The organism is Vreelandella lionensis, assembly GCF_002087295.1.
GTDB classification, from domain to species: Bacteria; Pseudomonadota; Gammaproteobacteria; order Pseudomonadales; family Halomonadaceae; genus Vreelandella; species Vreelandella lionensis.
Genome location: NZ_MWVI01000094.1, coordinates 38,928 through 63,170, shown reverse-complemented (window position 1 = coordinate 63,170; position 24,243 = coordinate 38,928). Strand labels below are relative to the sequence as shown.

25 protein-coding genes are annotated in these 24,243 nt (G+C 53.2%); 19 read left to right on the top strand and 6 right to left on the bottom strand.

Annotated features, from left to right (window positions below):
- Positions 1-10: 10 nt before the first annotated feature.
- Both B4967_RS14175 and ubiG read right to left on the bottom strand, forming a co-directional pair.
- The gene (locus B4967_RS14175) at positions 11-682 is read right to left on the bottom strand and encodes an HAD-IA family hydrolase (RefSeq protein ID WP_083025896.1); all 672 of its coding nucleotides are present in this window, start codon (positions 680-682) and stop codon (positions 11-13) included.
- Positions 683-1,426, bottom strand: a complete 744-nt coding sequence (gene ubiG / locus B4967_RS14170; protein WP_083025893.1) for a bifunctional 2-polyprenyl-6-hydroxyphenol methylase/3-demethylubiquinol 3-O-methyltransferase UbiG — start codon at positions 1,424-1,426, stop codon at positions 683-685. It abuts the gene before it with no gap.
- Between the two features lie 205 nt (positions 1,427-1,631).
- Here ubiG and B4967_RS14165 point away from each other — a divergent pair, with 205 nt between their 5' ends.
- From B4967_RS14165 to B4967_RS14140, 8 genes are all read left to right on the top strand, one after another.
- Positions 1,632-2,924, top strand: a complete 1,293-nt coding sequence (locus B4967_RS14165; protein WP_083025891.1) for a nucleotide sugar dehydrogenase — start codon at positions 1,632-1,634, stop codon at positions 2,922-2,924.
- A 9-nt stretch (positions 2,925-2,933) separates the two neighbouring features.
- Positions 2,934-3,767 (top strand): hypothetical protein, encoded by an 834-nt coding sequence (locus B4967_RS14160; protein WP_083025889.1) that lies wholly within the window; start codon positions 2,934-2,936, stop codon positions 3,765-3,767.
- A gap of 66 nt (positions 3,768-3,833) precedes the next feature.
- Positions 3,834-5,684, top strand: a complete 1,851-nt coding sequence (gene tamA / locus B4967_RS14155) for an autotransporter assembly complex protein TamA (RefSeq protein WP_083025887.1) — start codon at positions 3,834-3,836, stop codon at positions 5,682-5,684.
- Positions 5,685-5,693: 9 nt separating this feature from the next.
- Positions 5,694-6,329: a hypothetical protein gene (locus tag B4967_RS21095; protein ID WP_340638784.1), complete on the top strand. Its 636-nt coding sequence runs from the start codon at positions 5,694-5,696 to the stop codon at positions 6,327-6,329.
- Positions 6,326-7,570 (top strand): translocation/assembly module TamB domain-containing protein, encoded by a 1,245-nt coding sequence (locus B4967_RS21090; protein ID WP_340638783.1) that lies wholly within the window; start codon positions 6,326-6,328, stop codon positions 7,568-7,570. Before B4967_RS21095 ends, B4967_RS21090 begins: the two co-directional genes overlap by 4 nt.
- On the top strand, positions 7,567-9,729 hold the full coding sequence (gene tamB, locus B4967_RS21085; RefSeq protein ID WP_479694235.1) for an autotransporter assembly complex protein TamB: 2,163 nt from the start codon (positions 7,567-7,569) through the stop codon (positions 9,727-9,729). Before B4967_RS21090 ends, tamB begins: the two co-directional genes overlap by 4 nt.
- A gap of 16 nt (positions 9,730-9,745) precedes the next feature.
- Positions 9,746-10,363, top strand: coding sequence for a peptide-methionine (S)-S-oxide reductase MsrA (gene msrA / locus B4967_RS14145; protein ID WP_083025885.1), 618 nt, complete (start codon positions 9,746-9,748; stop codon positions 10,361-10,363).
- Positions 10,364-10,479: 116 nt separating this feature from the next.
- Positions 10,480-10,890 (top strand): c-type cytochrome, encoded by a 411-nt coding sequence (locus tag B4967_RS14140; RefSeq protein WP_243470607.1) that lies wholly within the window; start codon positions 10,480-10,482, stop codon positions 10,888-10,890.
- Positions 10,891-10,909: 19 nt separating this feature from the next.
- On the opposite strand, the gene can is transcribed toward B4967_RS14140, so the two are convergent.
- Positions 10,910-11,557: a carbonate dehydratase gene (gene can, locus B4967_RS14135; protein WP_083025882.1), complete on the bottom strand. Its 648-nt coding sequence runs from the start codon at positions 11,555-11,557 to the stop codon at positions 10,910-10,912.
- 163 nt (positions 11,558-11,720) lie between these two features.
- Between can and gorA the strand changes: the two genes are divergently transcribed.
- The 4 genes from gorA (at position 11,721) to B4967_RS14115 (ending at position 15,754) form a co-directional block, all read left to right on the top strand.
- On the top strand, positions 11,721-13,103 hold the full coding sequence (gorA, locus tag B4967_RS14130) for a glutathione-disulfide reductase (RefSeq protein WP_083025880.1): 1,383 nt from the start codon (positions 11,721-11,723) through the stop codon (positions 13,101-13,103).
- A gap of 231 nt (positions 13,104-13,334) precedes the next feature.
- Positions 13,335-13,913 carry a diaminobutyrate acetyltransferase gene (ectA, locus tag B4967_RS14125; protein ID WP_083025879.1) on the top strand — a complete coding sequence of 193 codons (579 nt, stop codon included), beginning with the start codon at positions 13,335-13,337 and terminating at the stop codon, positions 13,911-13,913.
- 87 nt (positions 13,914-14,000) lie between these two features.
- The gene (gene ectB / locus B4967_RS14120; RefSeq protein WP_083025877.1) at positions 14,001-15,269 is read left to right on the top strand and encodes a diaminobutyrate--2-oxoglutarate transaminase; all 1,269 of its coding nucleotides are present in this window, start codon (positions 14,001-14,003) and stop codon (positions 15,267-15,269) included.
- 89 nt (positions 15,270-15,358) lie between these two features.
- Positions 15,359-15,754: an ectoine synthase gene (locus B4967_RS14115; protein WP_083025875.1), complete on the top strand. Its 396-nt coding sequence runs from the start codon at positions 15,359-15,361 to the stop codon at positions 15,752-15,754.
- A 107-nt stretch (positions 15,755-15,861) separates the two neighbouring features.
- On the opposite strand, the gene B4967_RS14110 is transcribed toward B4967_RS14115, so the two are convergent.
- A complete protein-coding gene (locus B4967_RS14110) occupies positions 15,862-16,410 on the bottom strand; it encodes a DUF3833 domain-containing protein (RefSeq protein ID WP_083025873.1) in 549 nt (182 codons plus the stop codon).
- Positions 16,411-16,634: 224 nt separating this feature from the next.
- Here B4967_RS14110 and B4967_RS14105 point away from each other — a divergent pair, with 224 nt between their 5' ends.
- Genes B4967_RS14105 through yidD form a run of 6 tightly spaced genes read left to right on the top strand, consistent with a single transcriptional unit; the run spans position 16,635 to position 21,311 of the window.
- Positions 16,635-17,471, top strand: a complete 837-nt coding sequence (locus B4967_RS14105) for an ATP-dependent zinc protease family protein (protein WP_083025871.1) — start codon at positions 16,635-16,637, stop codon at positions 17,469-17,471.
- A gap of 38 nt (positions 17,472-17,509) precedes the next feature.
- Positions 17,510-19,033 (top strand): inactive transglutaminase family protein, encoded by a 1,524-nt coding sequence (locus B4967_RS14100; RefSeq protein ID WP_083025869.1) that lies wholly within the window; start codon positions 17,510-17,512, stop codon positions 19,031-19,033.
- Entirely contained in the window at positions 19,030-20,028 is a 999-nt protein-coding gene (locus B4967_RS14095; protein ID WP_058577943.1) for an alpha-L-glutamate ligase-like protein, read from the top strand. The genes B4967_RS14100 and B4967_RS14095 overlap by 4 nt, the downstream gene beginning before the upstream one ends.
- 31 nt (positions 20,029-20,059) lie before the next feature.
- Positions 20,060-20,509, top strand: coding sequence for a transcriptional repressor (locus tag B4967_RS14090; protein WP_044629111.1), 450 nt, complete (start codon positions 20,060-20,062; stop codon positions 20,507-20,509).
- The gene (gene hisI, locus B4967_RS14085; RefSeq protein ID WP_083025868.1) at positions 20,509-20,982 is read left to right on the top strand and encodes a phosphoribosyl-AMP cyclohydrolase; all 474 of its coding nucleotides are present in this window, start codon (positions 20,509-20,511) and stop codon (positions 20,980-20,982) included. Before B4967_RS14090 ends, hisI begins: the two co-directional genes overlap by 1 nt.
- Before the next feature lie 53 nt (positions 20,983-21,035).
- Complete coding sequence (gene yidD, locus B4967_RS14080; RefSeq protein WP_207953642.1) at positions 21,036-21,311, top strand: membrane protein insertion efficiency factor YidD; 276 nt, start codon at positions 21,036-21,038, stop codon at positions 21,309-21,311.
- Between the two features lie 3 nt (positions 21,312-21,314).
- On the opposite strand, the gene B4967_RS14075 is transcribed toward yidD, so the two are convergent.
- Both B4967_RS14075 and B4967_RS14070 read right to left on the bottom strand, forming a co-directional pair.
- Positions 21,315-21,731 (bottom strand): SufE family protein, encoded by a 417-nt coding sequence (locus B4967_RS14075; RefSeq protein ID WP_083025864.1) that lies wholly within the window; start codon positions 21,729-21,731, stop codon positions 21,315-21,317.
- 38 nt (positions 21,732-21,769) lie between these two features.
- The gene (locus B4967_RS14070) at positions 21,770-22,972 is read right to left on the bottom strand and encodes a tyrosine-type recombinase/integrase (protein ID WP_243470606.1); all 1,203 of its coding nucleotides are present in this window, start codon (positions 22,970-22,972) and stop codon (positions 21,770-21,772) included.
- 195 nt (positions 22,973-23,167) lie between these two features.
- Between B4967_RS14070 and B4967_RS14065 the strand changes: the two genes are divergently transcribed.
- Positions 23,168-24,211, top strand: a complete 1,044-nt coding sequence (locus B4967_RS14065; RefSeq protein ID WP_083025862.1) for a DNA-binding protein — start codon at positions 23,168-23,170, stop codon at positions 24,209-24,211.
- Positions 24,212-24,243: the final 32 nt, after the last annotated feature.

Here is a 24,243-nt window from a genome sequence, read left to right as displayed (position 1 = left end):
CTGGCGAAGGCTAATCAGTGCGGTGGTCATGAAGAGCGGCTACCAGCTCATCACACGTTGTAAACCACAGGTCGGCAGGCCAGCTCTGGTAGTCGTCTTCTTCACTGATATAGCCATAGCCCACGGCGACAGCCGTCATACCGGCTGCTTTAGCCGCTTGCATATCGCGAACATGGTCGCCGATATACCAGCACGCCTCGGGGGAAACACCGAGGCGTTTTGCTGCTTCCCAAAGCGGCTCAGGCGCAGGTTTTTTAACACTTAAGTCATCAGCGCAGAGCAACGCCCCTGGCGTTAGCGCCAGCGCTTCCAAAAGCGGCAAGGTATAGCGCCGCGGTTTATTAGTCACAATTCCCCAAAGTCGCTCTTCACTGTGCCACTGCGTTAGCCACTCATTTAACGGCTCGAAAAGCTTGCTATGGACCGCCACCGCTTGCTCGTAAGCATCCAGCAAGAACTGCCTTGCCTCATCATGCTCGTCACTACCGCTTTCAAGGCCAAGCGCCAGCGTGACCAGGGCGCTGCCACCATTAGACACTTGCCCACGTATTTCCTGGAACGGCAGGGCCGCTAAGCCGTGATGGGCTCTTAACGCGTTAGTTGCAGCAGCCAAGTCGGGGGCGGTATCTACCAATGTGCCATCTAAATCAAACAGTATCGCCTGGGGGGAGGGCATCAACATTTACTCGCTCGCTTTGCGGCAGTACATCATGTAATTGACGGATACATCATGAGGAACCAGACGATAGTGCCGTGTAATAGGGTTATAAGTAAGTCCCGTTTGCTCACGCACCTCAAGAGATGCCGCACGCGCCCAGTTCGCCATTTCGGAAGGGCGAATAAACTTGGCGTAGTCGTGGGTACCACGGGGCAGCAGCTTCAACACGTATTCGGCCCCTAGGATGGCAAAGGCGTAAGACTTCGGCGTGCGATTGAGCGTTGAGAAAAACACATAGCCACCGGGGCGAACCAGTACACTGCAGGCACGGATAACCGAGGCGGGGTCGGGGACATGCTCCAACATCTCCATGCAGGTCACCACATCGTAGTACCCTGGCTCTTCAGCGGCTAAACCTTCAACGCTGATATGCCGGTACTCTACCGTAACGCCACTCTCTTCAGCGTGAAGCCGCGCCACCCCTAGCGGTGCTTCCCCTAGGTCAATGCCCGTCACGCTGGCTCCTCGATGGGCCATCGATTCGCTCAAAATACCGCCACCGCAACCTACATCCAGCACTTTCTTACCAGCCAGCCCAGCCCGAGCATCGATAAAGTCCAAGCGCAGAGGGTTAATATCGTGAAGCGGTTTAAATTCGCTCTCTGGATCCCACCAGCGACTGGCAAGTGCTTCAAATTTCGCAACTTCTGCGGCATCGACGTTGTCTTGATAGCGGCGAGTGGTGCTATCCTGAAGTGTCACTGGCATGGTGTAACCCCCATCGGCAGTTGGTCTTGAGTGAAATGAATATGGTTTGCCATTTCGCGGTGGTTAGCGGCAAGGTGGCATCCACTCAAACGTTGAGTATTATGGTTATTCTAACCACTCCTGACGCGAAACGCATGGAAAGGAACTCAGCATGACGCCTAACACTTTATTTTATCGGCGCTTATTGGCCAGGGAGAGCATCTGAATGCGTGTATTGCTGCATGGTAGTGAATTAAGCGCCGCAACTGCGGTGGCGGCGCTTGCTTGGGTAGGTCATCACGTTGACTGGTTACTCCACGAGAGCGTTCCGTGGCCAACGCTGGCCAATGCTGACTGGCTACGCCGAGAACCATCGCTGATGGCACAGATTGAGCAAGCCATGGCAGCAGGCAACTTAACCATCGTTGCTACTCCTGACGTCTCTGAAACGCCTGATATTGTTTGGTTAGCGCTTTCTCCTAGTGAGCGTCAGTCAGCCAATTCGCTTTTACAACACCCAATGTTTCAGGAGTACAGCGGCGCGGTGCTGGTCAATAATTCAACATTCCCAGTGGGCGAGACCGAGCGTTTGCATTCGCTAATGGGACACCAGCATAGCCGTGTGGCACTGCCTGACACTCTGGAAGAAGGGCGAGCCTGGCTCTCTTTTACTCGTCCAGTGCGCTGGCTGCTCGGGTGCGATGACGCCATGGGTGAGCAAATGACAAGAGAGCTACTGCGTGCCTTCAATCGTCGTAGCGAAGTGTTTCAATGCATGCCTTGTCGTGCCGCTGAACTGACCAAGCTGGCCATCAATGGTATGTTGGCTACCCGTATCAGTTATATGAATGAAATTGCAGGTCTTGCCGATACGTTAGGAGTGGACGTTGAGCATGTACGCCAGGGTATGGGCGCAGATACGCGGATAGGGTTTGAGTACCTTTACCCAGGATGTGGCTTTGGTGGCCCTAACTTCTCGCGTGATTTGATGCGCTTAGCCGATGTTCAGTCATCCAGTGGTCGCTACTCGGCGCTGCTTGAGCAGGTGATGGACATCAATGAGCAGAAAAAAGAGACGCTGTTCAGAAAGTTGTGGGGATTTTTTGAGGGAGATTTAGCAGGCAAAACGGTGGCGATCTGGGGTGCCGCGTTCAAACCAGGCACCGCCCGAATTGATCATGCACCGGTGTTAACGCTGCTTGAAGCGCTCTTGGCACAGGGAGTCACGGTCAAACTACACGACCCGGCGCCTATTCCAGCGCTCTACTCGGCGGTTGGGCAGCGGGCTGATTTAATGACGTTCGCGGATGATCCTTATCTTGCCTGCCAGGGTGCAGACGCCCTGATGCTAGTGACCGAATGGAAAGCCTACTGGAATCCTGACTGGCACCGCTTAGCCTCACTGCTACGCGAAAAGCTAATATTGGATGGACGCAATATCTACGACCCCGCTTTTGTAGCCAGCTGCGGCTTACATTATCGGGGAATTGGACGACGCGCCGATCCAACGACGCTCTAAGGAAAACATATGTCCGATGCCACTTCATCTCAGCGTATTGTTCCCGACGTGGATCAAAGCCTGACAGCACAGCACTTACGCCATCGCAGGGGGCCGCGATTATGGCCGCTTTGGCTCGTATTGATTCTGTTGATGTTGCTATTAGGCGCAGCAGCAGCAGGGGTTTGGTACGAAAGAGAGAGGTTGCTAGCAGAAGTGCATCGTGTGAGTGGTGAGGTGTCTAATCTTCATGCAAGGCTCGACTCCGATGACACAGAGGTCAAAGATGCGATAACCTTTGTACAAGCTCAGATGTCCACTCTGTTCCAAGAGCAGGAGCAGCTGGCTGTGGCATTGACTAATACGCGTGAAGAGCTCTATGGGCTTCTCACAGAAAATGAAGAGCTTGTATCAAATGAGGCGCTTGAGACATTTTCACAACGATTCGAGCAATTTCAGGAGCAAGCAGCCCTTCGTGATAGCCAGCTAGCCGCTATTCGGACATCGCTAGATGCCTTAGAGCAAGCGGGTACCTCTGGTAGGCAAAATTTAGTGGAGGAGGTTACTCATTTAGAGGGGGTCATCAACCAGCGGCTCGATACCATGGAGCGCCAGGTAGCCAGCGACCGAACCGCTACTGAAGAGCAGTTGAGTATCTGGCGGGAAAATGTCGAGCAGCAGTTAACGCAGCTCTCTTCTACTGTCGCTGAATTCAATACTCAAGAAGAGCCTGCTAGCCAAGCTGAATTAACAGCGCTGGAAGCGCAGTGGACCCAGCGCTTAAACACGCTTGAGAGCGACTTACGGCAGGTCCGGCAGGCGCAGCTAGCCTTTAGTGCGCAGATGGAAATGCTGCGCAATTAAATAGCAGCATCACGATGTGGAAGAAACAAGCCACTAAGCCGGTGATAGGGTTAGGGATATAACGGTATGGGAAGACAACGGCGGTGGCCTACGGCCAAACAAGTGGCGTATTTACTGGTGCTGCCGCTGATGTCTGCTTCATCGGTCTCTTGGGCCCTTGAAGCAGACATCAGCGGTGTTGATGGGCGTGTGCTAGTTAATATTGAGGCCTATTTAGAAAATATTGAGGCCGACCAGTACACCGATGCCCGCTTGGAAGGTGAAATACGCCAGCGCACGCAAGAAGCCATGCGAGTATATGGCTATTACGAACCTGATATTACTGTCGAGCTAGATCAGTCGCCCATCGCCGTGCGTATTGAATCAGGGTCTCAGGTAGTGATTGAAGTACTCGACATCAGTATTACAGGGGATGCGAACAATGACCCCCCTTTCCAAGACGCGCTTGATGATTTTCCTTTAAAGCAGGGGGAGCCGCTGCGCCATGCCCCCTGGGACAGCCTACGTAGCCAGTTTGCCGGTCTAGCTATTGAGCGGGGCTACTTCGACTGGGGCTTTTCAGATCGACGGATGGAAGTGCGCCCTTACTTGGAAAGCGCTCGCCTCTATATGACCTTTGATAGCGGACCACGCTATCACTTTGGCGATACATTTATTACGGGCAGCCATATTGAACCTGAGCGGCTGCGACAAATGCAGACGTTTCGTGCTGGTGAGCCTTACCTAGCGGAATCCCTGGCCCGCTATAATCAGCGTTTAGCTGAAACAGGATGGTTTAGTTCTGTCTCCGTACGGCCCCGGCTGGAAACAGCTCAAGAATTGACAATCGCTCCGCCGAGCGGAGGGTCGCCCTGGTGGAACGAAGCCACTGCATCGCAGCCTGAACGCTCTAGAGTAAGTAGTGCAGCGCTTGCCAGTGCTCTCAATATTAATAGCCGTGACGATACCCGCTTGCCCATCGATATCAGTGTCGAGCCGGCAGATCGCCACCAGTTTGAGGTAGGTATAGGTTATGCCACAGATGTAGGCCCACGCCTGCGTTTTGGCTGGCAGCAGCCATGGATCAACCGGTTTGGTCACAGTCTGGATCATGATCTCTATCTTTCTGCCCCTGAACAGCGTTTTACGGGGGTATACAATATTCCGCTAGAGGACCCGATACGGGATAACTACCGCCTGCAGTATGGCGTGCGCAATATTGACGATGGCGACACAAAATCCTTGGAAGGCACCGTAGAAGTGGCTCGGCGTTGGGAATTTGAGAACCGTTGGGTACAAACGCTCTACTTCCGGACAACGTATGAAGACTTTACCCAGGGCGGCCAAGCTGATGAGGTTTGGCTGTTTTATCCAGGGATTCAGTGGTCGCGAACCCGCACTCGTCCTCAACGTTTTCCTCTGTGGGGCGATCGTCAGCAGTTATCGATTGAGTACTCTGACAGAGCCTGGGGGTCTGACGCCAAATTCACCCGGCTAACCGGCGATACCGAATGGATTCGCACCATCGGCAGTGACAACCGCTTTTTAGCTCGATTAAGCATTGGCGCTATCGAGACCGGTGACTTTGACAAGCTTCCGCCATCGCTGCGTTTCTTCGCAGGCGGTGATCGCAGCGTACGCGGTTACTCCTACGAGAGCTTGTCACCGCGTAATGAAGAAGGTCGCTTACGTGGCGGCCAACAAATGCTGACCTCCACATTAGAGTATCAGCGTCGTGTTACGGGAGACTGGTGGGGCGCCACCTTTATTGATACAGGGGATGCGTTCGATAATTGGGGCCCGACTGGCCTTAAAACAGGCGCGGGCGTGGGCGTGCGCTGGGTGTCTCCCGTCGGCCCGATACGTTTCGACATCGCACATCCCTTTGATATCGACGACGCTTTCCGCGTGCACTTTTCGATTGGTCCAGAATTCTAGGAGAGCTCTTTGGCTAAGGTTGATTCAAAAGCGCCCCAAAACCGTCAGATGCTCTCACCTAAGCGCCGTACTTGGTTAGCGTTCTGGAGCCTGTTACGCCTTATCATCGTATTGCCGTTATGGCTGTTTTGGTTAATTGCCTTAGTTGCCGGGGTAGCGCTCTCCCCCTGGGGAACCGGGCAGCTGTTTTCCCTAGGTGAACAGCGTGGTTTTTTCACCTACGAGCAGCAAGAGGGCGCGCTACTGGACAGCTTTCGACTGCAAGGCTTTCAAATGGCTGTTGGTGGCACTCAAATTACGCTAGCGGAGTTTGAGCTTGCCTGGGCAGAAGATTGCTTGCTATCCGGTCAGTTATGCCTAGACACGCTACGCGTTGAAGGTGCAGATATTCGCTTAGCTGAAAGCTCAGTAACCGAGGAGCCGCCACAGGAAAGCAGTCCACCGTTCAGCATTTATCTGCCGTTTCCGATTGAACTGCGCGATATCGCTCTCAATAACGTACAGCTGACGCTGGCCGACGGTACACAAGTGGGCTGGGAAGCATTTGCTACTTCCATAACCGCCGAGCAGCAGCAAGTCACTATCGCATCCACCACACTGGAAGAGCTATCTCTCTACTTGCCGCCATCTCCCGGCGTCTGTTGACGCAAAAGATAGATACACCGCTCAACGCCGCCGGTATAGACGGCGCTATTCAGCTAGCTCAGCCGGCGAAGCCTGCGGCTGACAATGAGGCTATTGCCCTTAGCGAGCGTGAGCGGCTTACGCTTCCCGAGATTCAGCTGCCGATTAACGTAGAGCTGGCATCACTGTTAGTCACTGACGTAACAATAAGTGGCGCTGCTGAGTATCAGGTTGAGCGACTGCTTGTAGAAGCTCGGGCCGAGGGCAGCGACATAACGCTAAGCACTCTGGAGCTTGCCATACCTGATGCTGACGCCACCTTATCTGCCAATGTCACTCTAAGCGGCGACTACCCACTGGATGCTGCGATTCGTGCAGAACTATGGCTACCCGAATTATTCCCAGCACTTAGCGGTGAGCAGGTGGCACTGAATCTTTCTGGTAGCCTTGCTGACCTGACCGCGAATCTCAACGCAACCGGGCCCGTTAATGCGTCATTGACTGCGCAAGTAGATGCGTTAGCTCCCACGCTCCCATTTGAAGCGCAACTAGAGAGCGACCGTTTGCAGTGGCCGCTAGTTGACAACAGCGAGATTCCAGAGGCGTCATCGGAAGAACCTGCCACTACAGCTGAGAGCTACGTGCTGGAAAACCTTAGCCTTGGTGTCAACGGCAGCCTGGAGGCCTATCAAGTAACGCTTGAAACGAATGCCGAAGGCCCACAAGTGCCTGCCACCGCCATCCGTTTGAGTGGAGAGGGCGATTTAGCCTCTTTCCATTGGTCACCTCTCACCCTTACTATTAATGATAGCGCGCTTAGCAGCGAGGGCCGGGTAAGCTGGGAAGAAGCGATTGAGGTCGATACCAACGTGCGCTTGGATAATGTAGATCCATCGCTGTTTGTTCCGCAGCTAGCTGGCAATCTAAGTGGTGATATCGTCGCCAGCGTACGCCAGCGCGGTGAGCGCTGGGACATTAGCCTGCCGGAGCTAGATATCCAGGGGCAGCTACAGGAGTACCCACTCACGCTCCAAGCTTCTCTTGAGGCTAACAGCGAACTGGAAGTTGATATTGAAGAGCTGCTCTTTACCCAAGGTGATAACCGTCTAACGGCATCAGGACAACTCAGCCAAGAGGCGATGTCTCTTGAGGCCAATATCGCGCTGAATCAGCTCCAAAGCTTACATCCTGATCTAGCAGGGACATTAACCGGTGATATTCAAGCCCAAGGCAGTTTCTCCCGGCCAGAAGTGGTAGTATAGCGCTGAATGGTCGCAGTTTACGCTTTGCTGAAAATAGGCTAACTACGCTCTCTCTGTCGGGTAATGTCGAGGGTCTTGACGACCCCGATCTCAATATCGAACTGGATCTGCAAGGCGTTAATGCAGGTGGGCAAGCGCTAGCGTCGGTCGCCCTTGACCTCACCGGGCGACTTTCCGAGCATGCCTTGCAACTCAGCACCACAGGCGAAGCCGATAACGTTCTGAGCCAAGCTAATTTGGCCTTAGACGGGCGCTTTAACCAGCAGGCTCAACAGTATCAGGCGCGATTAACCCCGCTGGAAGTTGATTCAGAAGCGGGGGACATTCGCTTGGAAGCGCCGCTGGATATCACTTACAACCTTGCTAACGGCCAGGCGCGCTTAACACCTTTCTGCCTACGTCGGTTGCAGGGTGGCCTCGTATGCTCTGAAGAGCCCATTGCCGCGTCAGCCGACCAAGGGCGTGCAGTGCTGAGTGTTCGCGAAGTACCCATGGAGATGCTGGAACCTTTCTTGCCAGAGGAGTGGAGCTTTGAAGGTGACACTACGGCGGATCTAGTAGCCAACTGGGAGCAGGGAGGCGCGCAGTGGCAAGCCAATCTTCAGCTGCTCAGTGAGTTAGCCATCACGGCAGTCAATGATTACGGTCAGCCAGTAGAGCTTCCCACTATTAATCTGGATGCGAAAATTGAAGCCAATCAAGCACAGGCCCAAGCGGATGTACTGCTTGCTCTGTCGGAAGCAGGTGAGCTTACGCTTAATCTAGCGGTAAACGACCCATTGGGTCAGGGAGCGCTTGATGGTCAGCTACGGGCAAATAACATCACGTTAGCTCCCTATCGCCCTATGGTGGTGGGTATGGATGAGCTTGAAGGCGGCTTAAATGGCAGCGTGCAAATTGGTGGCACCACAAGCCAGCCTGATTTACAGGGTGAACTAGCCTTACGCAGCCTGCGTATTAGCGGGCCCGATATTCCCATTACTATTGTGGATGGCGAGCTGGCGGTAGCCTTTGATGGCGAAGAGGGAAATATAGACGGTTTTCTCGCTGCCGAGCGAGGCCGGCTTTCGATTAGCGGTAACGCTTATTGGCCTACCGATGAAGCGTGGCGTATTGGCATAGACCTAAACGCAACTCAAGAGCCTTTGTTGGTGGTATTACCGCAGTTCGGTCGCCTGGAAGCCGCGCCAGATATTCGCATTCGTATTACCCCAGAGCGTCTGCAGGTACGGGGCAATGTGGATCTTCCCTGGGCTCGCTTAGAGGTGGGTGATCTACCTTCGTCAGCAACATCGCCAAGCCCGGATGAAATTATCATTACCGAGCGCGATGATCGTGAGGCTGAACGACAAGCACGTCTTGCGGCAGAGGCTGGGAATGATCCCAGTGCAGCTGATGAACTGGCAGACACCGGTATGGCTCTGGATGTGCTGATTACACTGAATCTTGGGCGCGATATGCAAATTTCCGCCTATGGCCTGGAGTCAGGACTGGGCGGTAGCCTGGAGATTCGTCAGGATAGCGGAGCGCTTCAGCTGTTTGGCGACGTCAACTTAGTAAATGGTCGTTTCCAGGCATTCGGGCAAGACCTGTTGATTCGTCGTGGTCAACTGATCTTTAGTGGTCCTCCGGGCTTGCCGGTGCTAGATTTTGAGGCCATCCGCAACCCGGATGTCACCGAAGATGATGTGATTGCGGGGCTGCGCGTAACAGGTAATGCCGAACAGCCCAATGTGATGATCTTTTCAGAGCCCGCGATGGACGAGACCCGTGCGCTATCGTATTTGCTACGCGGCCGCGCGCCAGATGCTTCAGGCGGTGGTGTTGATAGCGCACTAACCACTGCGCTCATTGGTATGTCCCTTGGCCGCACCGGTGGGGCCGTTGGCTCTATCGGGGAAGCGTTTGGGATTGATGACCTGACACTTGATACCACTGGGGCGGGTGACGACAGTCAGGTAGCGGTGAGTGGCCAACTGTCTGATGATCTTCGCATTAGCTATGGCGTAGGTATTTTCTCTCCAATTGCAGAACTAACCTTACGCTATACGCTATGGCGGAACCTGTATCTACAGGCGGTGTCTGGTGCTAACCAAGCCGTTGACCTAATTTATACGTTCACGCGCTCAGGCGATCCTTATATTTATCCGCAGCAATAGAATAGAAGAGGGTGTTATGACGCTATTTACGAAACAGCAAGCACCAGAAGGGCGCGATACACCCATTGAGACCAGCGACCTTCATACCATTACCGGACACTCTATACACCCACCGTTTCCTGAAGGTTATGAGGAAATTGTGTTGGGTATGGGATGCTTCTGGGGGGTAGAACGGCTGTTTTGGCAGCAGCCAGGGGTGTATGTGACGGCAGCGGGCTATGCTGGGGGCATCACGCCCAATCCAACGTACAAAGAGACTTGTACAGGCTTAACAGGGCATACCGAAGTGGTCAGAGTGGTTTATGACCCGAAAAAGGTAAGCCTTGAAAATTTACTGCAAATCTTTTGGGAACAGCACGACCCCACCCAAGGAAACCGTCAGGGTAACGATATTGGCAGCCAGTATCGCTCGGCCATTTTCACGACTACGGAGGCACAGCTTGCCGCTGCTCAGAAGAGCGCAGAAGCTTTCCAAGAGGCCCTGCAGCGTGCCGATAGAGGCCGTATCACGACGGAAATTAAGCCGCTTGACGTTTTCTATTATGCTGAGGCGTATCACCAGCAGTATTTAGATAAAAACCCAGGCGGTTACTGTGGCTTGAAAGGTACGGGTGTCAAGTGTCCGATTGGCTGAGGGGTGAAAAGATGCTTTTTTGTTTGCAACCCCAACGCCTTACGCAGGCTACGATAGCTGCTGCGGTGTTAGGCTTATTCAGCATAGGGGCTCACGCTGAGCATGCAGCCCCGGCAATGCCACAATCTGTTGACGAGACGCCCTTTGCTAGCGAGCGTGAAGCGGTCATCTGGCGACAGGATGAGTTGAAAGATTTAGAGCGCCTGTTGAGGCAGCTGCGCTTTGACCTAGTGAATAATCAAGATGCTCAAGGTGCCGCCCCCCGACTAGCTGAGCTGCAAGAAAAAGCGACGCAAGCACATTTTTTACCTGCGTTTATCGCAGGTACCCATGGGCGAGGTTCAGATGCGAAACCAGAGATCTGGGAAGAATGGGATCAATTTGCGACGGGCTTCACGGACTTAGAGCAAAAGGTGTCCACGCTTGTGGAAGCAGCAGAGCAAGAAGATTACCGGGCAGCCACACGCGCTTTTTCAGAGGTTGGGTTAAGCTGCCGCAGCTGTCACCGCGCCTACCGTTACGATTAGGGCAGGCGAAGCGCTTACATCAGTCGCTTGGTTGCACGCGATCAATACGATAAAGGGTCGCCACTTGCTCCAGGCCACTGATGGTGCAGTTTAAGTCTTTAACGCGGCCATCGCTTAGGCCATAAACCCAGCCATGCACTGAAATTGCTTGGCCTCGCTGCCAGGCACGCTGCAGAATTTTAGTTCGACACAGGCTGTTGACCTGGGCTTTCACATTTAGCTCACACATGCGATCAATCTGATCTTCCATGGGCAGATGCTCTAGCGTGTCGCGGTGGCGGTTGTACTGTTCACGCACTGAGTGCAGCCAGTAATCGACAATGCCGCACTCGCCACCGGTGACAGCAGCCTTGATACCACCGCATCCGTAGTGGCCAACAATCATGATATGGCTGACTTTAAGAACGTCCACCGCGTACTGCACAACCGATAGGGCATTCATATCGGTGTGATGCAACAAGTTAGCCACGTTACGGTGTACAAAGACTTCACCCGGTGGTAGCGCAATAATCTGGTTAGCCGGTACACGGCTGTCCGAACAGCCAATCCATAGATAGTCGGGGTTTTGCTGGCTAGAAAGGCGTTTGAAATAGTCCGGATCCTCTTCACACATCCGTTCAGCCCAAACGCGATTATTATCCAGCAGCGTAGCAATTTGATCAGACATCGAATCTCCGTGAGATAACATTATTCAGGGGTTGAGGGAGTCCATGCGTAGCGCAGCAGCATTTTTGTTACAAGGTAGGGCGTTTTAACCCCCCTTGCACAGAAGGTCAATCTTAGCGCTTACCTTAGCAGAGGGTAAGCACGGCAGTGGATAGGAGATAACCATGTCAGCGGATGCTGCATATGACTTCGATTTATTTGTAATTGGAGCGGGCTCAGGTGGGGTTCGCGCGGCACGTATGGCAGCAGCTACCGGCGCACGCGTTGCTGTTGCGGAAGATCGCTATTTAGGCGGTACTTGTGTCAACGTGGGCTGTGTACCCAAAAAGCTATACTCGTATGCTGCTCATTTTCATGACAGCTTTGATGATGCGGCAGGTTTTGGCTGGCAGCTGGCCTCACCAGCAACCTTCGATTGGCCTACGTTAAGAGATAATAAAACCAGCGAAATAAAACGGCTTAACGGCATCTACCAGCGCATGCTAGAAGGCGCAGGGGTAACACTGTTTAACGCTCGGGCCCGCGTTGTTGATCCGAACACAGTGACACTAACCAATGCAGATGGCGAAGTGAGCGTCAGCGCCGAAAAAATCTTACTCGCGACAGGCGGCTGGCCCTGGGTACCCGAGTTTCCAGGGAGCGATCTTACCTTAACCTCTAACCAAGTATTTGACTTAGATAGCTTTCCTGAAAGGTTTTTAGTACTGGGTGGTGGCTATATTGCCGTCGAGTTCGCCAGTATTTTTAATGGATTGGGCAGCGAGACACATCTGATTTATCGAGGCGACCTGCTTTTAAAAGGGTTTGACCAGGAAGTTCGCGAGTTCACGTGTGATGAAATGGCCAAAAAGGGCGTTAACCTCCATTTCTCTGCCAACATTGCGCGCATTGAACGGAAAGAGGGTGCTCTGCAGGTTGAGCTAACCACTGGGGAAGCCATAGAAGTGGATGCGGTGCTTGCCGCAACTGGGCGCAAGGCGAATACAAGCGGCCTGGGTATCGATGTACTGGGGATTGAGCTAAACAGCGAAGGCAAGCTGCCCGTGAATGAGCGTTATGAAACGCAGGCTCCTTCAATACTAGCTTTGGGTGACCTAATCGCTGGGCCTGAATTAACGCCCGTCGCCCTGGCAGAGGCGATGAACCTGGTGGATATTCACTTCCATAAAAAAACGCCTAGGCCATTGGACTATGACACCATTCCTACTGCCGTTTTCTGTCATCCCAATCTCGGTACGGTAGGCTTATCTGAAGAGGCGGCTAGGGAGAAGTTTTCCAAAATACGGGTCTACCGCACTGATTTCAGAGCCATGAAGCACACGCTTTCCGGTAGCCAGGAGCGCATGTTGATGAAACTGATTGTCGATGACGCCAGCGATGTTGTTGTCGGTGCTCACATGGTAGGTGAAGAAGCAGGCGAGCTGATTCAGGGTATTGCCATCGCCGTTCGAGCAGGCCTTACCAAAGAAGATTTCGACCGTACGGTAGGCATTCACCCCACTGGGGCCGAAGAGTTCGTTACCATGCGAACCCCCGCGCGCTATTAACCTTATTGATCAACAGCAATAGGCGAGCTTCGGCTCGCCTTTTTTGTCTCGCGCATCGGTATCACTGATCTAAACTCTGATGGTAGCGCCCAGAAACTTGATGCTAGAGTACGTAACGCTCGTTTGATAACCAAAAATTATAGAAAATGCGGGGATGAATAATATGGTTTTTGAATTGCTCATAATCAGCTGTTATAATGATTCTCAAATTCGCTACAGCGAAGCATAACCATGAGTACGCCTATTAAGCCTTTTCCACCTTCTGCCGAGCTGGCTCGCCCAACCGTTGCTGATGCCGTGGTAGGCAATTCCGAAATGCCGCTTTTTATTCGTAAGCCCAATGCTGATGATGGCTGGGGGATTTACGACCTCATCAAAGCGTGCCCGCCGCTCGATGTTAATTCAGCCTACGCTTATCTGATGCTAGCAACGCAGTTCCGCGATACCTGTGCTGTGGCTACCAACGAAGAGGGTGAAGTAGTTGGTTTTGTATCCGGTTATGTCAAAGATAATGCCCCTGACACCTATTTTTTATGGCAAGTCGCCGTAGGTGAAAAAGCTCGGGGCACAGGTCTGGCACGCCGTCTGGTGGAAGCGATTATGTCGCGCCCTGAACTTGACGACGTTCACCACTTAGAAACCACGATCACCCCTGACAACCAAGCATCGTGGGGGTTGTTCCGTCGCCTAGCTGCACGATGGCAGGCACCTTTGAACAGCCGTGAATACTTTTCTACCGAACAGCTTGGAGGAGAGCACGACCCGGAAAACCTAGTACGTATCGGGCCATTCCAGACGGACCACATCTAAAGGCCGTCTCGATAGATCGTTTTCCCGCTCGTGTTGCCCTAGCTGTTTTAACTCGCTTAGCTCACATACTTGATAAGGAGGTCGCTAATGCAGACCCAAACACTCGAACGCATGGAATCTAATGTTCGTACCTATTCACGCTCGTTTCCTGTTGTCTTTACCAAGGCACAGAATGCGCGGCTGACCGATGAGAATGGTCGTGAATATATTGATTTTCTCGCCGCCGCTGGCACGCTGAACTACGGTCATAACAATCCGCATCTAAAAGAAGCGATGATTGACTATCTCTCCAGCGATGGAGTGGTTCATGGCTTGGATATGTGGACAAGCGCTAAGCGTGACTACCTGGAAACCCTTGAGAACGTCATTCTGAAACCTCGTGGACTTGATTATAAAGTCCACCTGCCGGGACCAACCGGTACTAACGCAGTGGAAGCGGCCATCCGTCTGGCCCGTGTTGCTAAAGGTCGCCATAACATTGTGACCTTCACCAACGGCTTCCACGGTGTGACCATGGGCGCCCTGGCAACCACCGGTAACCGTAAGTTCCGCGAGGCGACGGGGGGCATCCCCACGCAAGGCGCAAGCTTCCTGCCATTTGATGGCTATATGGGTGAGCACGCCGACACGCTGGACTACTTTGAAAAGCTCTTAAACGATAAGTCAGGCGGCTTGGATATCCCCGCAGGCGTGATTGTTGAAACTGTGCAAGGCGAGGGTGGTATCAACGTCGCTGGCCTGGATTGGCTCAAGCGCCTAGAAAGTATCTGTCATGCGCATGACATCCTTCTCATTGTGGATGATATCCAGGCAGGCTGTGGTCGCACGGGTAAATTCTTAAGCTTCGAGCATGCAGGCATTACGCCAGACATTGTCACTAATTCGAAATCGCTCTCAGGCTTCGGATTACCGTTTGCACATGTGTTGATGCGTCCTGAACTCGATAAGTGGAAGCCTGGCCAGTATAACGGTACGTTCCGTGGCTTTAACTTAGCGATGGTGACGGCGACCGCAGCGATGAAAAAGTATTGGTCTAACGACACCTTTGCGCGTGATGTTCAGCGTAAAGCGCGTATCGTTGAAGAGCGCTTCCAAAAACTGGCCGCTATGCTGACAGAAAATGGCATGCCGGCGACCGAGCGTGGCCGTGGTCTGATGCGCGGTATTGACGTGGTATCTGGCGATATCGCCGATAAGATCACCAGCCATGCGTTTGAGCACGGCCTCATCATCGAAACCAGTGGTCAAGATGGTGAAGTGGTCAAGTGCCTTTGTCCGCTAACCATTCCGGATGAAGATCTGCTGAAAGCCTTAGATATCCTTGAAGCGTCAGTTAAGTCTGTTATTAAGGCATAGTTTAGCGTTACGCTAAATCGTCACACGCCATTACGTCCCTTACAGGAATAGGCAGCCAGCAGCTGGCTGCCACGAAACGGAGCACGTTTATGATCGTTCGTAATCTCGAAGAAGCACGTAAAACAGATCGCCTAGTCACTGCTGAAAACGGTAACTGGGACAGCACGCGTCTTGTTCTGGCCAATGATAATGCAGGTTTCTCTTTCCATATCACCCGCATTTTTCCTGGCACTGAGACACACATTCATTACAAAAACCACTATGAAGCGGTATTTTGTTATGAGGGTGAAGGCGAGGTGGAGACCCTGGCCGACGGTAAAATCTGGCCGATCAAGGCGGGCGACATCTACCTGCTGGACCAACACGATGAGCACCTGTTGCGCGGCAAGGAAAAGGGCATGACCGTAGCTTGTGTCTTCACGCCACCGATTACTGGCAACGAAGTACACCAGGAAGATGGCTCTTACGCACCGGCAGGCGATTAAGCTCCATTGTCGTTAGGCTTGTAAGTCTAACTGCCATAACGTAAAAGCAGCCTAGCGTCATTATGCTAGGCTGCTTTTTTTGATTATGGCTAGGCCGAACGCAACTTCTAGCGGTCTACCTGTTCAAATACCAGCGTAATTTCACCCAGGGTGAGGCCAAATTTACGCATGGTCGAACGGTTAATTAGTCGGCCATCAGGCTGCAGGTACCTCCAGTCATCCATGGTGAAGCTTAATGTGCGTTCACCCACTTCAATATCTAGTGGGTAGCGCATATGGAAGGCATGGCCGTATTGCCGAGCATCTACTTGGCCTTCAACATCGTTAGCGGTGCCAATCCAGTGATGCTCGTCAACGCGCTCAAACTCCCAAACACGCTGATCAGTCTCGCCATCGGCAAAGACAAAGGCTTCATCCAGAGTGAGCGTATCGCCTTCGTAGGTGCCTGTAATATCAACTGTAAAGCGACGCTGCACTTTGCCAGAGTAGTCTTGTACCATACCCCAAGCGCGGGTTTCCCTCGTAAAGTATTCCGCGATATCCAGCCGGGGAGAAGTGTCAGCATACTCCTCAATTTTGACGTTGGCACAGCCAGCGAGTAGGACAAGAGTGGAAAACAATGAGAAAGCCAAAAATCGTTGACGCATGCTGTTCATTGGGAAATTCCTATATACTTTCTCTTATAAGTATAGCTATTGTAGGAGAAAATTTTGCTAGGTAATAGGCTTTATTTGCTCAAGCAACTAACCAGCTGAGTTCGCATAATATATATTATGTTAAATCAGCTAAACTAGACGGATGAAAACCGCTGCCATGTTGGACAAGCGGTCACCCTTCTCCTTATCATTCGTGCTCTTATTGTCCAAGGATATCCCTCGTTATGCGCTCAGGTGTTTTATGGCTAATGGCCGGTTTGTCGATGTCGTTTACAGGCTGCCCAGTGACACAGCAAGAGTCAAATGAGCCACCGCCATTAAGCGAGGCGTCTTTTAATACCCGCATCCTTGAGCTTGAGACATCACTGTCCCAGCAGTGCGACGCCTCTACCGCGTTCAATGAGCAGCAGCTCAGCCAGCAGCAGGTACTGACGGCAGATGTTCGTGAGGTGGGCAGCCTGCTGCGCCATTTACGTCAAGAAGTTGCCAGTTTGGAAGCACGTAGCGAAGAACCCGTCATCATTCGCGAAGAGTGCCGTGTTGAAGAACCCGAAGATAATAAAACACTGCTTGGCCGCAGCGAATGGGTGGGCCTGCCTAGCATTGGCACCTATTTAAAGGCGCGGGTCGATTCAGGAGCCAATACGTCATCCTTATCTGCTTCCGAAATCACTCGCTTTGAGCGTGATGGTGAAGACTGGGTGCGCTTTAAGCTGGCACTGAACGAAGATGACGTGGTCGTAGAGCAGATTCGCGACGAGTGGATTGAGGCGCCTATTGAACGCCGCGTTAAAATCATCCAAGCATCTGGCGAAGAGTCCCGCCCGGTGATTTCACTGTTGATGACTTTAGGGCCAATTCGTGAAAACGTCGAGTTCACTCTGAACGACCGCTCGCATCTGGATTATCCGGTACTGCTTGGGCGTCGTTTCATGATGGATATAGCAACGATCGACGTTGCTGAAACCTATCTGCATGACCGCCCCGAATTCCCGGGTGGCGAACCCTCTGAAGAAGCGGCTGATGATGAAGCGGCCGATCAAGACGATACTGAAGAGTAATCACACTCCCCTGCCGCTTTACGCTGAAAGGAATCACCATGTCACGGTTGCCATTTTATTTTATCGTTGGATTGCTGCTGCTGGTTGGCATCGTCGCCAGCGTGCATCGCCATTTGCAGTTTGAGATTCCCTGGTTTCCAGGCGAGCAGCGCCAAGTATGGGAAATTGAAGCGGTTATTAACTTCAACGCTCAAAATGGCCCGGTACAGGTCGATCTAGCGCTGCCATCCCACCAGGCAGGATTCCGTGTATTGACCGAAAACACGGCATCTTCTGGCTATGGGCTGGCTTACCAGGCAGATGAACTGGGTCGGCAGGCGCAGTGGACCATCCGTGAAGCGGCGGGCAGCCAGCAGCTCTATTACTCCGTTCAGATGCTGGTATCACCTGACTCTCGCGCTCCCATACAAACGCCGCCCGGCATCCCTGCTGTTACTCCCTGGGAAAGCCCCTACGATACGGCCGCTAGCCAGCTAATTGATCGTGCTTGGGATCGTAGCGCCAATAACGCTACGTTTGCCCGCGAGTTAATTCTCGATATTAATGGAGAGCGTCAGGGAGAAAATGCGCGCCTGCTGCTAACCCAAATGCAACCGTCAGCTCTGATTGTGCGCTTGCTGAATCAAGCAGGCGTGCAGGCCAGAGAAGTAAGCGGCTTACTGCTGGAAGATGGTCGTCGCCGTCAAACCCTCAGCAGTTGGATTCAGGTGTTTGACCAAACTGCTGAAGAGTGGACGCTGTTTAACCCAGCGACCGGCGAACAGGGTCAACCCGAGAACTTGCTGTTATGGGAAACCGGCGGTCGTGCGGTGCTTGAGGTTCAAGGTGGCACGAATTCCCGTGTTTCCTTCTCAATGCTAACCCACTACCAGCCTGCTTCGGCGGCGGTGCGTAACCACTACTCCGACGACACGCTGCTAAACTTCTCGATTCACAGCCTGCCGCTGGAAGAGCAGGCGCTATTCCAGACGATCCTGTTGATCCCGATCGGTGCGCTAGTGGTTGTATTCCTGCGCGTACTCGTGGGTGTGAAAACGTCAGGGACCTTTATGCCAGTACTGATTGCTCTGGCGTTTATTCAAACCACCCTACTGACCGGTTTGATTGGTTTCCTGCTCATCGTGGCGGTTGGCTTAATTATCCGTAACTATCTCTCGTACCTCAATTTGCTCTTAGTCGCGAGGGTCTCGGCGGTCATTATTACGGTCATTGCCATCATCTCGATCTTTACCGTGCTGGCGTACCGCATGGGCTTGAGCGCCGGGTTAACGGTGACGTTCTTCCCGATGATCATCTTGGCGTGGACCATTGAGCGGATGTCGATCCTTTGGGAAGAAGAAGGTCCCAAACAGGTATTGGTACAGGGCGGTGGCAGCCTGCTAACAGCGGTGCTGGCATTCCTTGCAATGAATAACCCGTGGGTACGCCACATCACCTTCAACTTCCTGGGTGTGCAGCTCATCTTGATGGCCTTTATTCTGCTATTGGGTAATTACACGGGCTATCGCCTGCTGGAACTTCGTCGTTTCAAACCCATTACCGAAGATGAGAAGCCTTCATGAGCTGGCTAAAAAACTGGACGTGGCCGACCCGCCTTCGGGATAAAGGCATTGTGGGCATGAACCGGCGTAATATTCGTTATATTGGCCGGTACAATGCGCGCCGGTTATATCCTCTAGTGGATGACAAGCTCAAAACAAAGCTACTGGCTCAGCAGTATGGCATTACCACGCCCGAACTCATCGGTACGGTGACGACACAGTTTGGCGTTAAGCATATGAGTGACATGCTTGACGGCCATCAGGGCTTTGTTGTCAAACCGGCCAAAGGGAGTGGTGGTAAGGGTATTCTTGTTATTGAAAAGGTAGAAAATGGCCTTTTCTACAAACCCAGTGGTGCCAGCCTGACGATGGAAGACATTGAGCGACACGTCTCAAACCTTCTCTCGGGCCTTTATTCATTAGGCGGCTCGCCCGATGTAGCGGTCATTGAAACGCTGATTAACTTTGATGAAAGCCTGCTTGAGTACACCTATGAGGGTGTTCCTGACATTCGCGTGATTGTCTTCAAGGGCTACCCGGTGATGGCCATGATGCGCCTCTCCACGGCGGCATCCGATGGTAAAGCTAACCTTCACCAAGGGGCTGTCGGGGTTGGCTTGAACATCGCCACTGGAGCAGCGCTACGGGGTGTGCAGTTTGACCGCCCTTGCTATAGCCACCCCGATACGGGGCATGACCTGGCAAGCCTTGTCGTGCCCCAGTGGGAAACTCTCCTTCACCTGGCGGCGGGCTGCTACGAGATGACCGGCCTTGGCTATCTGGGTACCGATATGGTGCTGGATCGCAAGCACGGCCCCATGCTACTGGAGCTAAACGCCCGCCCCGGTTTAGCGATTCAAATGACCAATGGTGAGGGTCTGCGTCGCCGGCTGGACTTGATTGAGCGTCAGCCTGATAACGTGCCGGTGGCTAAGCGCGTAGCGTTCGCCCAGCACCATTTTGCGCGTAAAAGCGAGCTGGTCGATAACCCTGACACACCCTCGGCAACGGCGTAGACTACACGCGAGACGTTCAACGAGCTATCTAATGACTGAAGCGAATACGCTATTGCAGCAAGCAGAATCTCAGTGTCACACGCGCGGCGTTCGGTTTACCCCGATACGCCGCCGGGTACTTGAGCTTATCGCAGAAAACGGTGGCGGCCTCAAAGCATATGATCTGCTGGATCAGCTCTCCACTGAGCATGCCGCTGCCCGCCCGCCTACTGTCTATCGCGCGCTGGAATTTCTGATCGAACAGGGGCTGGTGCATCGCATTGAATCGCAAAATGCCTATGTGGCCTGCGCATGCCCAGAGCACGCCCATGGCTTCCAGCTACTCATCTGTCGCCAGTGCGGCTACGTCGAAGAGCTGCACCTTGATGAAATTAGCGATCAGCTTGCCGCCCTGGCCCAGCGCCAAGGCTTCAACGTTGAGCGCCAAACGATTGAGCTTCAGGGCTTATGTCAAGCATGCCGATCCGTGAGTAATGCCTAATGTCCCAATTTGATGAACTCGCCCCTCAACAGCTTTTTAAGGCGTTAGAGTCAGCGACCACAACAGCCTCCCTGCCCAAGCTTGCAACGCTACTAGATGCCGTTCGCTTTAATGAAGACGGCCTGATTCCCGCCATTGCCCAGCAACATGATACGGGCGAAGTACTGATGATGGCGTGGATGAACCGAGAAGCCCTGGAAGAGACGTTAACAACGCAGCGAGTTTGCTACTTCTCACGCTCGCGCCAAAAGCTATGGCGTAAAGGTGAGACATCTGGCCAGCAACAGCGCCTTAAAAGCGCAGCGCTAGATTGCGATGGGGATACGCTGCTGGTTCAGGTGGAGCAAACTGGTCCCGCGTGCCATACCGGCCGTCGCAGCTGCTTTTATGTGTCGCTCGGTGCAGACAGCGCCAAGATTACCAGCGAGCCGCTGATTGATCCGGCCACGCTATACGGCAAAAAAGCGCCGTGAAAACTTGGCTGTTCGCCATTAAACAGGTTTTTCTTAAGCTGCTAGCAGCAGTGATGGTAGGCTGTATTCGCGTATACCAATACACCATCAGCCCACTGCTTGGACCCCGCTGCCGTTTCTGGCCAAGCTGCTCTTCCTATACCATCGAGGCCATCCAGGTGCACGGCCCTTTCAAAGGCGGCTGGATGGCCGCCAAACGCATCGTGAAATGCCACCCAGGTAGCCCAGGCGGCATGGACCGGGTGCCCGGTGGGCGCAGCGAAGCGCTCTGCCGTGAAGATGACGACCGCCCTGCTGAGCGTTGCCGCTCAACCTCCTGCCGCCACTAACGTTTATCCTAGCTTAGCCACCTGATAGATACGCTCTAACATGGCGTGCAGGCCGTTACTGCGCGTGGGTGAAAGGTGGTTATCAAGCCCGAGATCTTTCAAGAAATGCGGCTCGGTCTGATTGATCTCTTCGGCTGTGCGCTCACTGTATATACGCAGCAACACGGCGATCAGCCCTGATACGATGGCAGCATCCGACGTAGCCTTAAACACCAGTTTGTCGCCTGCCTGTTCATGGCACATCCACACGTTGGATTGGCAGCCTTGGATTTTATATTCTTCCGTACGACGCTCCTCCGGAAAGTCAGGCAGCTGCTTTCCCATATCAATAATGTATTGATAACGGTCCATCCAGTTATCAAACATCTCAAACTCTTCGACCAGCTCCTGTTGGGCTAGCTCTGCGCCTGAAGTTGCCATGGCGTATCCTTTGGGTTGATGAATCACAGTCGAGGCTATTATAACGTTTCAGCCCCTGTTTTTGGGGGCGTTTTCAAGCGGTGGCGCTGCTGCTCTTGATGCCACTCATCGGCTTCGGTGTGCAAATAACGGCTGGTGGTATCTAGCTTGGCATGGCGAGCGCTTTCCGCTAAATAGCGCAGGCTAACGCCGGATTGGGCCTGATGAGTGATCGCCGTATGCCTCAGCCAGTGAGGCGTTGCTCGGCGAAGCGCATTCACATACGCAGGCTTACCGCCCTCCTCTTCTAGCACATCAGCGGCCTTGGCAAAGGTTTCCTTAATCAATCGGTAAAGCTGGTTATCGCTAATGCCTCGGCGTTTATCCAGCGCACGAATGATTGGCGCTGGCTCATGGTAGCTTGGCAGTGCCTTTAGCCCTAGCGCTGCCCGCCATGTTTTCAAACTCTCCAGCATGTCATCAGGCACCGGAATACGAGCCTGTTTACTGCCCTTGCCTATCACACGCCACCACCAGCGCCCCTCCACCTCATGAAAATCATCCATTTGGGCGCTGGCCATCTGACTAATACGTGGCGCCAATAGATAAGCAAAGCTGAAGATGAAGCGTCGGCGCGCATCCTCGTACATGAGGCGGGCATCATCACTACTCAAAGGTTGGTTTAACCACTGCCAAAACCAGGCCCACAGCGGTTGCTCCAGATAGCGCTCTATGGCCTGCGACTGATTATTCATTCGTCGTGCTTTATCGCGCATCAGCACAAACGGGTTATGCCTAACCCACCCTGCTTCTACCAGCCAGCTAAATAAGCCCTGAAGAATAATCAAGCTCTGCCGGCGACTAGCGGGCGACAGTCCGTTTCTAAATGGCCGCCACTCAGGATGCTCTCTTGACTTTGAAGGCCCCACCCACGCCGCCCGCGGCTGAGGGTCTTCTAGAAAGGCTTCAAACTGGCGCAGCGCCTCGCGGTTCATATCACGTAAGCCTTTCCCTTGGCTGACCAGCCAAAGCAGCAGTCTCTCCGCTTCTCGGCGGTAGCTTTTTAGCGTTTGCGGGTTGTCACGGTACTCCGCCAGCCATAGCCGCACGGCCTGGTAGTCATTTTCCGCCTCGATTCGCGGGTTCTGAGTAGACGCGAGGACAGATTGGCTTGTTGCCCAGTGCTCCTCCTCTATCAGGCTTGGCATTGCAGTGAGGTTATCGCCGCTGTTTAAGCCATTATGTGGCGTTTCGGGTGGCATTTCAGCGCCTTCTTCGTCGTTATTCAATGGGTTAAGTGTGGCGCTACGCCTCATAAAATTCAAGATAATGGGCGTAATCTTGAATTTTATGCTATAAAATAAATAATATTACGTTTTATGTATTACGTAATTATTGTTTTTTTTTCAGACACAGCCACGACAATAGCGCTCTTTGACTGGCAAAGGATAACGACCATGGCACGCAGCGGAATTCAGTACAGTGACGTTCAGCAAGCGATTGATACACTGCTGGCCCGCGGGGACACACCCAGCGTGCAGCGCATCCGTGAAGTGCTCGGCACTGGCAGCTTTACGACCATTAGTGAGCATTTCCGCCTATGGCGCACCGAGCGTGAACACAATCGTGACGTACCGCCCCCCAAAGGCGTGCCTGAAGTCGTGGTCACTGTGGCCAGCGAGCTATGGCGCGAAGCGCAAGAGGTTGCCAACCAGGCACTGGTACACTATCGGGAGGATGCCAATCGTCAGGTGGAGAGCGCGCAGCAAGAAGCTGCCGAAGCGCTTCAGCAGGCCGCCAATGCAGAGCAGCGCGAAAGTGCCCTGGCAGAGCATTTACGCCATACCGAACAGCGCTTAGAAGCGCTTCACCGCGACTTGGGAGAAAGCCAAACCAACGAGCGCCACTGGCAGCAGCAGGCAGAAAAAGCAGCTCACGAGGCCAGCCAATACCGCGAGCAGCTTGAGCAAGCCAAGCAAACCCTTAAAGCCAACCAAGACCGCTTTGTCGAACAACAGGAAGCGCAGCAGAAAGCCTGGGAGCAGCGCTTAGCCCAGGAGGAGCAGCGTAATGAGGCATCAGAAGGCAAGCTGATGGCACTGCTGGATACGCTACGACAGGAGCGCGCCCAAGAAGAGAAGTTGCTGCAAAAGCGTTTACAGCAGTGGGAACAGCGAGCGGAAGCGCTCAGCAACGAGCTTCAAAACAAGAACGAAGCGATTCATCAGTATCAGCAGGACAACAACACCCAACAGCAGCGTCTGGCCGAACTGGAGCGTCACAACGCGGAACTGCAAACCCAGCGAAACGAGCTACAGACGAGTCTGGATAAAGCCACCCAGACGTTAGAAACACACCAACAACAAGCGCGAGACAGCGACCACTGGCAAGAGCAGCTATGGCAGCGTATGGCATCATTGCAAGCGCAGCTGGCAGACCTGCCCAACACGCTCGCCAGTAGTAGTGACGAAACACCAGAGACAAAAAAGCCATCCCGATAACGGGATGGCCAATGGTGGTTAGGGCATTAAAA

Bases quoted from the DNA above. Each gene is read 5' to 3' on its own strand.
- B4967_RS14175 (WP_083025896.1), bottom strand. From the start codon at position 682: ATGTTGATGCCCTCCCCCCAGGCGATACTGTTTGATTTAGATGGCACA.
- ubiG (WP_083025893.1), bottom strand. From the start codon at position 1,426: ATGCCAGTGACACTTCAGGATAGCACCACTCGCCGCTATCAAGACAAC.
- B4967_RS14165 (WP_083025891.1), top strand. From the start codon at position 1,632: ATGCGTGTATTGCTGCATGGTAGTGAATTAAGCGCCGCAACTGCGGTG.
- B4967_RS14160 (WP_083025889.1), top strand. From the start codon at position 2,934: ATGTCCGATGCCACTTCATCTCAGCGTATTGTTCCCGACGTGGATCAA.
- tamA (WP_083025887.1), top strand. From the start codon at position 3,834: ATGGGAAGACAACGGCGGTGGCCTACGGCCAAACAAGTGGCGTATTTA.
- msrA (WP_083025885.1), top strand. From the start codon at position 9,746: ATGACGCTATTTACGAAACAGCAAGCACCAGAAGGGCGCGATACACCC.
- B4967_RS14140 (WP_243470607.1), top strand. From the start codon at position 10,480: ATGCCACAATCTGTTGACGAGACGCCCTTTGCTAGCGAGCGTGAAGCG.
- can (WP_083025882.1), bottom strand. From the start codon at position 11,557: ATGTCTGATCAAATTGCTACGCTGCTGGATAATAATCGCGTTTGGGCT.
- gorA (WP_083025880.1), top strand. From the start codon at position 11,721: ATGTCAGCGGATGCTGCATATGACTTCGATTTATTTGTAATTGGAGCG.
- ectA (WP_083025879.1), top strand. From the start codon at position 13,335: ATGAGTACGCCTATTAAGCCTTTTCCACCTTCTGCCGAGCTGGCTCGC.
- ectB (WP_083025877.1), top strand. From the start codon at position 14,001: ATGCAGACCCAAACACTCGAACGCATGGAATCTAATGTTCGTACCTAT.
- B4967_RS14115 (WP_083025875.1), top strand. From the start codon at position 15,359: ATGATCGTTCGTAATCTCGAAGAAGCACGTAAAACAGATCGCCTAGTC.
- B4967_RS14110 (WP_083025873.1), bottom strand. From the start codon at position 16,410: ATGAACAGCATGCGTCAACGATTTTTGGCTTTCTCATTGTTTTCCACT.
- B4967_RS14105 (WP_083025871.1), top strand. From the start codon at position 16,635: ATGCGCTCAGGTGTTTTATGGCTAATGGCCGGTTTGTCGATGTCGTTT.
- B4967_RS14100 (WP_083025869.1), top strand. From the start codon at position 17,510: ATGTCACGGTTGCCATTTTATTTTATCGTTGGATTGCTGCTGCTGGTT.
- B4967_RS14095 (WP_058577943.1), top strand. From the start codon at position 19,030: ATGAGCTGGCTAAAAAACTGGACGTGGCCGACCCGCCTTCGGGATAAA.
- B4967_RS14090 (WP_044629111.1), top strand. From the start codon at position 20,060: ATGACTGAAGCGAATACGCTATTGCAGCAAGCAGAATCTCAGTGTCAC.
- hisI (WP_083025868.1), top strand. From the start codon at position 20,509: ATGTCCCAATTTGATGAACTCGCCCCTCAACAGCTTTTTAAGGCGTTA.
- yidD (WP_207953642.1), top strand. From the start codon at position 21,036: ATGGTAGGCTGTATTCGCGTATACCAATACACCATCAGCCCACTGCTT.
- B4967_RS14075 (WP_083025864.1), bottom strand. From the start codon at position 21,731: ATGGCAACTTCAGGCGCAGAGCTAGCCCAACAGGAGCTGGTCGAAGAG.
- B4967_RS14070 (WP_243470606.1), bottom strand. From the start codon at position 22,972: ATGCCACCCGAAACGCCACATAATGGCTTAAACAGCGGCGATAACCTC.
- B4967_RS14065 (WP_083025862.1), top strand. From the start codon at position 23,168: ATGGCACGCAGCGGAATTCAGTACAGTGACGTTCAGCAAGCGATTGAT.